The sequence below is a fragment of the Colwellia sp. BRX10-3 genome, from assembly GCF_014077505.1.
In the GTDB taxonomy this organism is placed as follows: domain Bacteria; phylum Pseudomonadota; class Gammaproteobacteria; order Enterobacterales; family Alteromonadaceae; genus Cognaticolwellia.
On record NZ_JACGWA010000001.1, the window covers coordinates 1 to 12,664 of the forward strand.

The window sequence follows — 12,664 nt, forward strand, 5'->3', positions numbered from 1 at the left end:
TTTAATGTTTAATGTTTAATGTTTAATGTTTAATGTTTAATTAACGTAAATAAAAGAGAGCTTAGGCTCTCTTTTATTTTTACAAATAGCGATAATTAATCAGCGTTAAAAGTGCAAATAATATGGCTAGCTGCTGAACAAAACTATTATAATAGCGCCATCTCAATTTTAATCATTCACCAAGTAAACTGGCAAAGTTTAACTTTCACGATAAACTTTCTAAGACAATAAAATAAATATTATAGGACTAACATGAAAATAACTATTTTAGCTTCATTAGTACTTGCAACAGCAATCTCTTACACTCCACAAAGTTTAGCTTTTGATGACAGCATGTCATTACGTATATGTGAATATGTCTCTATCAATGACAAAAAACGCTTACGTAAATATTTAAAATCAAACAATATGAAAATTAGAAGCATTTTTGACAACATTCAATGTAATGGTGCAAATTTACTCGAATTCGCCGCAACATCGAATGCCTTAGATGTTGGTGAATACTTAATTGGTAAATTACCTGTAAAAACAGTGACAGAAAATTTAGCCGTCGTAAAAGCAAATTCAGCTCACCTCGCAAAAGTAGCAAACGAGCGAATTAAATAAAGTTAGCATTTTTTATAAAAAACTTATTAGCCTTATTTACTAATAAGTTTTTCTTTTGGGTCTGTTTTTGCGCAGATATCCGACAAATTGCACACCGATTAGCCAAACAAGCAAAAAGTCTTATTTTTTGATAAAAAACGGTTGACGTAGCGCAATCAGATTTGCATAATACGCGCCACTTGCTGAGAGGCGAGATGGAAAGGCTACATAGCTCAGCTGGTTAGAGCACATCACTCATAATGATGGGGTCCCAGGTTCAAATCCCGGTGTAGCCACCACTTTACTCTTAGTAATAATAGAAGAAATGCGGGTTTGGCGGAATTGGTAGACGCGCTGGATTTAGGTTCCAGTATCGAAAGATGTGAGAGTTCAAGTCTCTTGACCCGTACCATTCTACTAACAATCATCATCATGATATTTGTTAGGAAGTAAGTAACATTGTTGGGGTATAGCCAAGCGGTAAGGCAGCGGGTTTTGATCCCGTCATTCTGAGGTTCAAATCCTCATACCCCAGCCACTTTCTTTTACTCTCTGTATTATTCGAAAGTCCATCAATGTTACAAACTTAATTAAATAGAAGTATTCTGTTGGGGTATAGCCAAGCGGTAAGGCAGCGGGTTTTGATCCCGTCATTCTGAGGTTCAAATCCTCATACCCCAGCCACTTTCTTTTATTTATGTTCTATAGTTAAATATAGTTAGTTTTATAATTTTGATTAATCAAAATTACTACCTGAATATGCGGGAGTGGCGGAATTGGTAGACGCGCTGGATTTAGGTTCCAGTATCGCAAGATGTGAGAGTTCGAGTCTCTCCTTCCGCACCATTCTTTGAATAACTTCTATCTATTCTCTTCTTTACAAAAATCCATACCTCTTCGTTTTCATTTTTCTGATTTTAAAATATGTACCTTCAAAACTTAATACGACATTTAGTATATTAAACCTTAAAAATATTACTTAAATACCGCAAGCATAAGCTAGTGCTTTATTTTTCAGGCTCGGCACTTTATTTACCATCATTAAACCAGCGTTTCGGGCGAGTTTAACCAAAGGTGATACGTGACTAAATGACAAATACAACGCATCCATTGTTGTCATCATTAACAGGTTATCTGTTCTTCGCTTTTGTTGATAACGAGACAGTACTTGCGGATCATGCCAAGTTTCCCCATCACCAATAGCTTTAGCAATAACATGCTGCAATGCTTTTACATCTTTAAAGCCTAAGTTAACCCCTTGCCCTGCCATAGGGTTAATAGTGTGTGCTGCGTCGCCAATTAGCAGTACTCGGCCTTTATGGTATTGATTAGCATGACGTCGTGTTAATGGAAATGCCGCTTTATTGATGACTGATACTTTGCCTATACACTTGGGGAAGTTTTGCATAATTTCTTGCGCTAAATTACTATCCGATAATGCCGATAAGCGCTTTATCTCATCTTTATTATCATACCAAACCAAAGACGCACAGTTACCTGGCATAGGCAGCATGGCAAGCGGCCCGGTTGGAAGAAACTGTTGCCAAGTAATATCTTGTTGTGGTTTTCCTGTCTGAACATTAATCAACATTGCTGATTGCGCGTAATCCCAGCCCGTGGTGCCAATATTGGTAAGTTTACGCACATAAGAGTTGGCACCATCAGCACCAATAACAACTTTAGCGTTTATTGTTCCAGACGATAACGTCAATTCAACGTCTGTTGGACTTTGATCAAGTTTAATTAAGGTATCGGGACACAATAAAGTAATATTACTGTGCTGTTGCAACTGCTGCCATAGGGAAAGTTGTATTAATCTATTTTCAACAATATGCCCTAAATGTGTTTGGCTAATATCTTGGGCATTAAATTCAGTATAACTTTGCTCAAACTCCCATACACCAAGACGTTTATAAGGGCACATTCGCCATAGTTGCAACTGCTGCCAAGCATCCAATTGTTTTAACAGCTGTTCTGAGGCCAATGATATTGCTGAAACCCTCAAATCAAAAGCTTGATCTGGAGAAAACATCTCAGGCGCATTTTTTTCAATGATGGCAACGTTTAGTCCTAACTTAGCAAGTGATAAAGCACTTGCTGCGCCAACCATGCCACCACCAACAACTACACAATCAAATTGATTCATAATGATTTTTACAACTTTACCGACGTTAGGTTATTCTACCCAACCTGATATAGTAATTCGATGTTTATGTGCAGGATTTTTTCGTAATAACAACCGGACTAAATAATTGTTTATTGAACAAGAAGGAAAAACAGTTTCAAAGTGAATAAATGGCATAGCCATAATCAATTTATCACTAGTATATTTCTAAGCTAGCATCATAGGCAAAGAAAGAGTAAAATATGCCTCCTTAAATTCTCTAGCAAAAACTAGAATCAATTCATAGAAAGATTAGGCGCGAATAATGAGTAAAAAGCTATACATCAAAACTTGGGGCTGTCAGATGAACGAGTATGACTCGCAGAAGATGGCAGAACTTTTAGACTCAACCCATGGCTTTGAACTAGCCGAAGAAGCAGAAGATGCTGATGTTATCTTACTTAACACCTGCTCTATTCGCGAGAAAGCACAAGAAAAAGTATTTCATCAATTAGGTCGCTGGAAAAACCTGAAAGTAAAAAATCCAGAGCTTATTATTGGTGTTGGTGGTTGTGTTGCTTCACAAGAAGGCGATGCTATTCGCCAACGTGCGCCTTATGTAGATATGGTTTTTGGTCCACAAACCTTGCACCGTTTACCTGAAATGATCCAACAAGTTACCGGAAATAAAGGTCATGTTGTTGATGTTAGTTTTCCAGAAATTGAGAAATTTGACCGTTTGCCTGAGCCGAAAGCCGATGGTGCAACAGCCTTTGTCTCCATTATGGAAGGTTGTAGTAAATATTGTACCTTCTGTGTAGTGCCTTATACCCGTGGTGAAGAAGTTAGTCGCCCATTAGATGACGTTTTATATGAAATAGCCCAACTTGCCGAGCAAGGTGTGCGCGAAGTAAATTTACTTGGCCAAAACGTTAATGGTTATCGTGGTGATTCGCATGACGGTAGTATTTGTCGTTTTTCTGAATTATTACGCCTAGTGGCTACGATTGACGGTATTGACCGTATTCGTTATACCACATCGCACCCGATCGAATTTACTGATGATATTATTGATGTTTACGCTGATGTGCCTGAGCTTGTCAGTCATTTACATTTGCCGGTACAAAGTGGCTCAGACCGAATTCTAACGCAAATGAAACGTGGCCATACGGCCTTAGAATACAAGTCTCAAATCCGTAAATTGAAAAAAGTGCGACCTGATATTTGTATGTCATCTGACTTTATCATTGGTTTTCCAGGTGAAACCGATGCTGATTTTGAAGCGACAATGAACTTAATTAAAGCGGTAGATTTTGATTTAAGTTTCAGTTTTATTTACAGTGCACGTCCAGGGACACCTGCAGCCGATATGGCTGATGACATTAGTGATGATATTAAAAAGCAACGATTACAGATATTGCAAGACCGTATCAGCCAGCAAGCCTTGCATATTGCGCGTCATATGCTTGATACAGAACAACGCATTCTCGTTGAAGGGCCATCAAAGAAAAATCCGATGGAATTACGTGGTCGCACTGAAAACAACCGCATCGTAAACTTTGTTGCGCCGCATACAGTTATTGGTCAATTTGTTGATGTAAAAATTACCGATGTTTATGCCAACTCATTACGGGGTGAATTAGTTCGCCAAGAAAGTGAAATGGGCTTACGTATCGCGAATTCACCGGCTGATATTTTAGCGAATAGCCATCATCAAGCTAGTGAAAATTTAGTAAATGAACTAGGTGTAGCTACTTTTACGCCGTAAATTTCATCTTAAACTCATCGTACATTAACTCGTATTAATGGCAAATACCGTGTATTTGCCATTTTAGCTTAATTTTCAAGCATTCAGGAATATCAATTGAGTAAAAACACCAGTATCAACTTTGAATTATCTCCCGCCGATAATAATCGCCTGGCAAACTTATGTGGCCCTATGGATGACAACCTAAAGACCTTAGAACGTCGAATGGGTGTTGAAATAAGTTACAGAAGTCATGAATTTAAAGTTACCGGTAAAAGCTTAAATACTGACGCTGTTAAAAAACTTTTGATCGATCTTTATCTAGAAACAGAAATAGTTAAAGGCAAATCAACAACCATTACCGCTAAAATGCTCCATTTAGCTATCATAGATGCTGGAGCGTTAGAAGCTGCACCCAGTAAACTTGATGCTAAATATGACGATATGGTGACCATAAAAACCAAGCGTGGCATGGTCAAACCGCGTAACGAAAATCAACAAAGTTATGTGCAGAACGTTATTACCAATGATATTAGCTTTGGTGTTGGTGTTGCCGGTACAGGTAAAACTTACCTAGCCGTTGCCTGTGCAGTTGATGCGTTAGAACGTCAGGAGATCAGACGTATATTACTGACCCGCCCAGCGGTAGAAGCAGGCGAAAAATTGGGTTTTTTACCCGGTGATTTATCACAAAAAGTCGACCCTTACCTACGTCCGCTATACGATGCACTCTTTGAAATGCTCGGTTTTGAAAAAGTTGAAAAACTTATCGAACGTAATGTGATCGAAGTAGCACCATTAGCTTACATGCGCGGTAGAACATTAAACGATGCCTTTATTATTCTTGATGAAAGTCAAAATACCACAGTAGAACAAATGAAAATGTTCTTAACGCGTATTGGCTTTAATTCACGTGCTGTGATCACAGGTGACATAACTCAAGTCGATTTACCCCGTGGGCAAAAGTCTGGTTTACGTCATGCTATTGAAGTATTGGTTGATATTCCAGGGGTTAGTTTTAACTTTTTCCAAGCAAAAGATGTCGTACGCCACCCTGTTGTTGGTCATATTGTAGAAGCTTATGAAGCTTACGAACAAAAAGAGAATCGCTTAAAAGAAGAAAAACAGAAAGCTCGCGAACAACAACAAAAAGCAGAAGCCTTAGCCCGTGTAAGCGATAGCAAACATGGTGAATAACACGGCTAATATTATCGTCGATTTACAATTAGCTTGTGATGATAAAGCCGTACCTGAAAAAAATGATTTTCAACGCTGGGCTGAAGCCGCGCTTGCGCCATATAAAAAAACCTTTGAACTGACCATTAGGTTGGTCAATATTGATGAAAGTCGTCAGCTTAACCATCAGTATCGAGGTAAAGACAAAGCAACGAATGTTTTATCATTTCCATTTGAAGTTCCTGATGGTATTGAGCTTGATTTGTTAGGTGACCTTGTTATTTGCGTTGATGTTGTCGAACACGAAGCGACTGAACAACACAAAAGCTCCAACGCACATTGGGCGCATATGACAGTGCACGGCTGTTTGCATTTACTGGGTTTTGATCATATTGAAGATGAAGAAGCAGATGAAATGGAAGCACTTGAAACGAAAATAATTACCGGCTTAGGTTTTGCTGCTCCATATGAAATAAATGAGCAGAAAACATAGATTATCAAACCATTATTTGATCTACTTCAGTAAAATTGTTACTGAAGACAATAAACTACCATTTAGTACTTGAAATTAACAGAAATCGGTTACAAACTAACCTAACTGTTTTACATTGATTAAATTAATCCTACAAGGAATTAAAAAGGCTCTATGAGCGACGACCAACCCCACTCTAGTAACGGTTCTTCAAATAAGTCAATCTTGGATAAAATTATGCAAGTATTTACCGGAGAACCGAAAAGTAAAGACCAGCTAGTCAATGCATTAAATGATGCTGAAGACCGTGAATTTATCAACCCTGAAATCAAGCAAATGATCGAAGGCGTACTCGAAGTATCTGATATGAAAGTACGCGATATTATGATCCCTCGCTCGCAGATGGTCACCTTGGATATTAATGACCCTTTAGATAAGTCACTCGCGATTATAGTTGATTCAGGACATTCAAGATTTCCTGTGATCAATGAGGATATTGACGACGTTGAAGGCATCTTATTAGCGAAGGATTTATTAGCTTACGGCTTTAACCAAGTCGAAGAAGCATTCACCATAGCACAAGTTATTCGCCCAGCAATTATTGTTCCTGAGAGTAAAAAAGTTGATCCGCTGTTAAAAGAGTTTCGCCAACAACGTTATCATATGGCGATTGTAGTTGATGAATACGGTGGAGTTTCAGGTGTCGTAACTATTGAAGATATTCTAGAGTTGATCGTAGGTGAAATCGAAGACGAAACCGACGATGCAATGGAAGAAGACATTAAATACCTTGCCGGCCAAGTTTATCAAGTAAAAGCGCTTACCGACCTGACTGACTTTAATAATTATTTTAATTTTCAATTTAATGAAAGTGACGCAGACACCATCGGTGGTATTGTGATACAACACTTTGGTCATATGCCGAAAAAAGGTGAAAAAATCACCATTAATAAAGTCATATTTAAAGTCACTGCGGCCGATAATCGACGTATTCAAACCTTGCAAATTACCGTACCAAAAGAACATATTGTTGCAGGTAAAGTTACTGATTAAACTTTATGCTAACTAAATTCTTTCAACGAATTAACACAAACTTCATTGATAGAGACAATGTACTCAGCTTTTTTCTGGGGCTTGCCTTAGTATTTTGCTATGCACCATTTTCTTATTATTGGCTGATGGCAATACTCTTGCCGGCGTGGTTATACACGCTACAAGGAAAGTCAGCCAAAGCAGCAACAAAGCAAGGTTTTATCTTTGCCTTTGGTTGGTTTTCGGCTGGTATAAGTTGGGTACATGTCAGTATTGACCAGTTTGGCGGTTTGCCACTGGCTGTGTCGATATTATTGATGGTTTTACTGTGTTTATATTTAGCGCTATTTCTCGCCCTAGCCTGTTATTTAGCCGCCCGCTTTTCCTATCAAAAAAAACTTAATCTCTGGCTTTTATTGCCCTTTTGGCTACTGGCCGAATTTTTACGTGGTGTTCTATTAACCGGCTTTCCTTGGCTAACACTAGGTTATAGTCAAATCGATGGTCCTTTAGCTGCCTTTGCTCCTATGATTGGCGAAAAAGGCATTAGCGCGCTGATTATTACCGTCAGCATCGCGATAGTTTATATCCTTAAACAGCAAAAGCGCTATCTACATATTACCTTGCTCTTTGCCATAAGCGCGGCTAGTTTAGCATTACAAAATACAGCTTGGGTTTCACCAACGGGTAAGTCTGTCAAAACCGTGATGGTACAAGGCAATATCCAGCAAGCAATGAAATGGGCGCCAGAACAAACTTGGCCAACCATGTTGAAATACTTAGATCTCACCAGACAACATTATCCTGCTGACATTGTCATTTGGCCAGAATCCGCCATTACAGCGGTAGAGTCTAGTACGCAAGCGCAAGATTTTTTACAAATAACCCAAAGCTCAGCCTTACTGAATAACAGTGCTATTATTGCCGGTATTATTGATTACAACTTCAATAGCAAAAATTATTACAACAATTTAATTGTACTCGGCAAAAAGTCTCCTGATGACGAACTAGGAAGTTATCAATATAACAATGAAAATCGTTACGCTAAGCATCACTTATTGCCCATAGGTGAATTTGTCCCTTTTGCTGACTGGTTAAGACCTCTAGCACCATTTTTTAATTTACCTATGTCATCGTTTAGTCGCGGTGAATATGTCCAAAACAACTTAAGTGCCAACGGCTATCATTTACTGCCACTAATATGTTTTGAGGTAGCTTTTGCAGAGCAACTTAGCGCTAACTTTTCTAATCAAACTGACTTACTACTCACCGTGAGTAACGATGCTTGGTTTGGTGACTCACACGGTCCGCACCAACATTTAGAAATTGTAAGAATGCGCGCGCTAGAGTTTGGTCGACCTTTCTTGCGAGCAACCAACAATGGCATCACAGCCGTTATTGACCATCACGGCGATATTCTCAAACAAATCCCGCAGTTTGAACAAGCGGTACTTAGCACTCAAGTACCTTTAGTAACTGGGCTAACGCCTTACGCGCGCTATACACGTATTATCGACTTTGCCATTCCTTTATTACTCTTATTGTTTGCAATCATTCGCCGGTTACAATACAAAGAAAGCCAAAACGTTACATAGGTACTTATCTTTTAGCTTTTACTAATCGTACTTTTCTCAATAGTATAAGAAAAAAACTTGCCTATAAAGCAGTACTAACAAGCTATGTCCTGTCTATTTTCAATTATTGCTAAGCCAGCCCATAAAAAATAAATACTCTTACAGTTAAACCTTTTTCATTCTCGCTGCTACTTACTTGGTAGTCAGTGCACTTTAGCAAATGGCCTTGCTTTAGATTAAGCACTGATTTGACTGTCGGGTTATAAGTCATGTCTATTAAAGACACCAGTGAACAAGATATTCAAATAATAAAAACAACATCACCAAAAAACACGTTGGATAACCATCAACTTAACGACCATTGTTCTGGCTTATATTATCTGGCAAGTGGCACCTTCTGCCTCTCGCTGTAGTAAAGCAGAACAAACTATTTCGTTAGACCGTGAAAGGCTAGCAACGATTACGCAAGGCGATTTTATTCGTGACATTTCTGTATTAGGACGCATTGTGATTAGTTTTTAGTTAGTCGCTTTGGCGTTGTAGCGTTATTTCTTGTTAGGCAATTGGCTGTGCTTTATCCTTTAATAAAAAGTCTCTATGATAGGCCGGCAATAGCCACTAGAGCATTTTAGGTGAAATGATTATCTTAAACGGATAAAAATTAAAGTTGCCGTCAATATAGAAAATTTCACTTGATATTAGCACAGACAAACTCAAAATTATCATTTGAAAATTAAGGGCCTTATGGCCCTTAACTTTGTTGTTAGAACACTATTGTTAAACTGTTAAAAAAATAAATTTTTCATGCTAGTATTTAGCGATAAAAAAAGTAAATCAAGGAAGTTTAATGAACAGTCTATCAAACACGGTCAAAACAGCTTTATTCATAGCAATAATAAGCCCTACGCTAGTTTTTGCAAAAACGACATTAATTACCAATATTCAAGGCTACACCATAACGGGCAATAGCCTTGAGAGTTTCGCAGCTATTGCATTTACTGATGACAAAATTGATAAAATATACTCGGCAACAGACAAACTGCCTACTTCAAAAAACTTAACGATTATTGATGGTGAAGGAAAAACCTTAATCCCAGGTTTGATTGACTCCCATGGACATATTTTAAGCTACGGACTAAGCCTTTTACGTGCAGACTTAGTTAATAGTGCTTCAGAACAAGATGCTATTAATAAAACTTTGGCATACGCTAAAAACAACACGGAATTAACATGGATACAAGGCCGCGGATGGAATCAAACGCAATGGCCAAGTAATGCCTTCCCTAGTGCAGAAAGTTTAGATAAACAATTTCCAAAACAACCCGTCTGGCTTAAACGTATTGATGGCCACGCGGGTTGGGCAAATTCAAAAGCGATGGCAATGGCGGGGATCACCAAAGACACAGTTTCGCCTGAAGGCGGGGAGATAATTAAAGATAAAAACGGGATACCTACCGGTGTTTTTATTGATAATGCCATGGCATTAATTGATAACAGTATTGCGCCTTTAACCATTAAAGAGCAAAAACAAGTATTAGTGAAAGCTATGGGCTCGCTTGCCAGTTATGGCCTTACGAGCGTACATGACGCCGGTATTGATACTGATAACTTAAATGCTTTTAAAGAATTAAGCCAAGAGAATGCCATGAGTATTCGCGTCAATGCTATGTTGTATTTACCGTCGGCTAAATGGCAACAAACTTTAGCCGGTGGCAAGTATCGCAGTGAAGACGATATGCTCACTTTTAATAGTGTAAAAATTCAAACAGATGGCGCTTTAGGTAGTCGCGGTGCAGCATTAATTGAAGATTATTCTGACCATGCCGGTCACAAAGGTTTACTGCTAAATACGCCAAAAGAGTTTGAAAATTTAGTCAATACGTCAATGCGCCAAGGCTTTCAAGTGAATAGCCACGCTATTGGTGATAATGCTAATAAGCTTGTGCTAGATACTTACGAAACATATATCAAAGCGACTAAAACCCAAGATTTACGCCACCGTGTTGAGCATGCACAAGTATTACGCCTTGAAGATATACCAAGATTTGCAGAGTTAGATCTTATTGCTGCCATGCAAGCAACCCACGCAACTAGCGATAAAAACATGGCGCAAGACAGACTTGGGCCAACGAGAATATTAGGCGCATACGCCTGGAGAAAGCTACTCGATGCTAATACGATAATTGCTGCTGGCTCCGATTTTCCGGTTGAATCGCCAAATCCATTTTTTGGTTTGCATGCCTCAATTACTCGTCAAGATCATAAAAATAGCCCACAAGGTGGTTGGTTTGCTGATCAGAAAATGACGCCGTTAGAAGCTTTTAGAAGTTTTACCCTAGATGCCGCCTATTCTGGTCACCAAGAAAATATTATTGGCAGCTTAGCCAAAGGTAAAAAAGCGGATTTTGTTTTACTCAACCATAATTTATTTACCATGCCTGAGCAAAAAATCTGGCAAGTTTCTGTCGATAAAACTTGGGTAAATGGCAAGTTAGTGTATAAGAAATAGCAAGGATGAACCTTATAACAAACTTTATTAAACAGTTCTGGCAAGGCATAACCTTGGTGATTCTAATTCTAATAACGGTTACTTCACTGTATCCTGTAGAGTATTTACCTAAGGTGCCAGGTAGCGACAAAACGCATCATTTTGTTGCCTATTGCGCTTTAATGCTACCGGTTGCATTACGTCGGCCTAAATATTGGTTAGCGTACGCCTTGTTATTCATTATATGGAGTGGTTTGATTGAATTGATTCAGCCACACGTTAATCGCTATGGTGAATGGTTAGACTTAGCAGCTAATGCTGGTGGTGTGCTATTGGCGGTAATTATTACGCAAATTTATTACGGGTTAACCTTGATATGGCGTAAATAACGACCTTGTATTCACTAAATTACTATTTGGGCATTTATTCTTAACTCAATGATTAATTAGCTAAGTCTAAGATAATTTACTACGTATAAAAAAAGCCCTTAGGGCTTTTTTTATTGTGACATTTTATATTAATAACCTTATTTTTGATAAATCGTCACTTTATTACGGCCATTATCTTTCGATTGATATAAAGCATTATCAGCATGTTCGAGCCATTGTGATACCGAAGTGTAAGTGGGTTCAACCTCAGCTATTCCAATGCTAACCGTGTATTTAATTTCAATATCATTATAAATAACGACTGATTCTTCAACAATTTCACGCAACCGTTCAGCGAATACTAAACCATCTTCAGCATGAGTATCCGCCAATAAAATAACAAACTCTTCCCCACCATAACGTCCTGAGATATCAGTTTCTCGTACTTGTTCTCGGATAACTTTTGCTAAATGACGAATCACATCATCGCCAACTAAATGACCATAATTATCATTAACATTTTTAAAATGATCTATATCCAACATAACTAAGCTACTAATATGTTGGCTACGAATATAACGTTTAAATTCAGTTTCTATACATTGCTGCCAATGATTGCGATTGAACAATTGAGTTAAACCATCGGTTTGGCTCAAAATAGCTAAATCAACGTTGGCTTTTTCCAACTCTTTTTTATGAGTGGCGTTATCAGTGACATCGTAAACCAGCAAACATACATGAGACACTTGACCTGTAGTTGACATTAAAGGAATAAACGTCGTGTTCTGGTACATAAAATCAGCGGTACCGGTAATCGGCCTATAATTGTTGAACTTAAAAACATAAGAGCGTTGCTCCCAAATAGTAAAGGCTTTATTTTTCAACAAAATAACCGATTCAGCTTTGCGACGAAACCAGTCTTCTGGTATTTCATCAAAAAGTTCAAAGAGTAACTTACCTTTTACTTCTCGTGGCAATAAGCCACTATGGTTTTCCATAAAACCATTCCAAATTTGAATATTGTAATCACGATCAAGCACCACTAAGCCAACATCAATGGTATGCAGCATCTCCATCATCCAATGTAACTCATTCAACTCTTCGGTTTGCACTGACAT

Annotated in this window: 11 protein-coding genes and 5 tRNA genes; 14 read left to right on the top strand and 2 right to left on the bottom strand. The window is 38.3% G+C overall.

All coding sequences use genetic code 11. The features are described 5' to 3' along the window. The first annotated feature begins 252 nt into the window (after window positions 1-252). From H4J38_RS00005 to H4J38_RS00030, 6 genes are all read left to right on the top strand, one after another. Window positions 253-606, top strand: a complete 354-nt coding sequence (locus H4J38_RS00005; protein ID WP_182128281.1) for a DUF3718 domain-containing protein — start codon at window positions 253-255, stop codon at window positions 604-606. A gap of 201 nt (window positions 607-807) precedes the next feature. Continuing rightward, window positions 808-884, top strand: a tRNA-Met gene (locus H4J38_RS00010). A 28-nt stretch (window positions 885-912) separates the two neighbouring features. Then, window positions 913-997: transfer RNA gene (locus tag H4J38_RS00015), tRNA-Leu, on the top strand. 51 nt (window positions 998-1,048) lie between these two features. Further along, window positions 1,049-1,123, top strand: a tRNA-Gln gene (locus H4J38_RS00020). A 71-nt stretch (window positions 1,124-1,194) separates the two neighbouring features. Then, a tRNA-Gln gene (locus H4J38_RS00025) sits at window positions 1,195-1,269 on the top strand. Between the two features lie 77 nt (window positions 1,270-1,346). Further along, a tRNA-Leu gene (locus H4J38_RS00030) sits at window positions 1,347-1,431 on the top strand. A 133-nt stretch (window positions 1,432-1,564) separates the two neighbouring features. Here the strand turns inward: H4J38_RS00030 and H4J38_RS00035 are convergent. Then, window positions 1,565-2,731 (bottom strand): FAD-dependent oxidoreductase, encoded by a 1,167-nt coding sequence (locus tag H4J38_RS00035; RefSeq protein WP_182128283.1) that lies wholly within the window; start codon window positions 2,729-2,731, stop codon window positions 1,565-1,567. 283 nt (window positions 2,732-3,014) lie between these two features. Between H4J38_RS00035 and miaB the strand changes: the two genes are divergently transcribed. The 8 genes from miaB to H4J38_RS00075 all read left to right on the top strand — a co-directional run bounded on the left by miaB (window position 3,015) and on the right by H4J38_RS00075 (window position 11,567). Next, window positions 3,015-4,457 carry a tRNA (N6-isopentenyl adenosine(37)-C2)-methylthiotransferase MiaB gene (gene miaB, locus H4J38_RS00040; protein ID WP_182128285.1) on the top strand — a complete coding sequence of 481 codons (1,443 nt, stop codon included), beginning with the start codon at window positions 3,015-3,017 and terminating at the stop codon, window positions 4,455-4,457. A 96-nt stretch (window positions 4,458-4,553) separates the two neighbouring features. Then, a complete protein-coding gene (locus tag H4J38_RS00045) occupies window positions 4,554-5,633 on the top strand; it encodes a PhoH family protein (protein ID WP_259365346.1) in 1,080 nt (359 codons plus the stop codon). Next, entirely contained in the window at window positions 5,623-6,105 is a 483-nt protein-coding gene (ybeY, locus tag H4J38_RS00050; protein WP_182128287.1) for an rRNA maturation RNase YbeY, read from the top strand. The genes H4J38_RS00045 and ybeY overlap by 11 nt, the downstream gene beginning before the upstream one ends. Window positions 6,106-6,258: 153 nt before the next feature. Further along, entirely contained in the window at window positions 6,259-7,137 is an 879-nt protein-coding gene (locus H4J38_RS00055; protein WP_182128295.1) for an HlyC/CorC family transporter, read from the top strand. 5 nt (window positions 7,138-7,142) lie between these two features. After that, window positions 7,143-8,711 carry an apolipoprotein N-acyltransferase gene (gene lnt / locus H4J38_RS00060; protein ID WP_182128297.1) on the top strand — a complete coding sequence of 523 codons (1,569 nt, stop codon included), beginning with the start codon at window positions 7,143-7,145 and terminating at the stop codon, window positions 8,709-8,711. Window positions 8,712-8,959: 248 nt separating this feature from the next. Beyond that, on the top strand, window positions 8,960-9,103 hold the full coding sequence (locus H4J38_RS00065; protein WP_182128299.1) for a hypothetical protein: 144 nt from the start codon (window positions 8,960-8,962) through the stop codon (window positions 9,101-9,103). A gap of 434 nt (window positions 9,104-9,537) precedes the next feature. Further along, the gene (locus H4J38_RS00070) at window positions 9,538-11,199 is read left to right on the top strand and encodes an amidohydrolase (RefSeq protein WP_182128301.1); all 1,662 of its coding nucleotides are present in this window, start codon (window positions 9,538-9,540) and stop codon (window positions 11,197-11,199) included. Between the two features lie 5 nt (window positions 11,200-11,204). Next, complete coding sequence (locus H4J38_RS00075; RefSeq protein ID WP_182128303.1) at window positions 11,205-11,567, top strand: VanZ family protein; 363 nt, start codon at window positions 11,205-11,207, stop codon at window positions 11,565-11,567. Window positions 11,568-11,704: 137 nt separating this feature from the next. Here the strand turns inward: H4J38_RS00075 and H4J38_RS00080 are convergent, their stop codons facing one another. After that, the gene (locus H4J38_RS00080; protein ID WP_182128305.1) at window positions 11,705-12,664 is read right to left on the bottom strand and encodes a diguanylate cyclase; all 960 of its coding nucleotides are present in this window, start codon (window positions 12,662-12,664) and stop codon (window positions 11,705-11,707) included.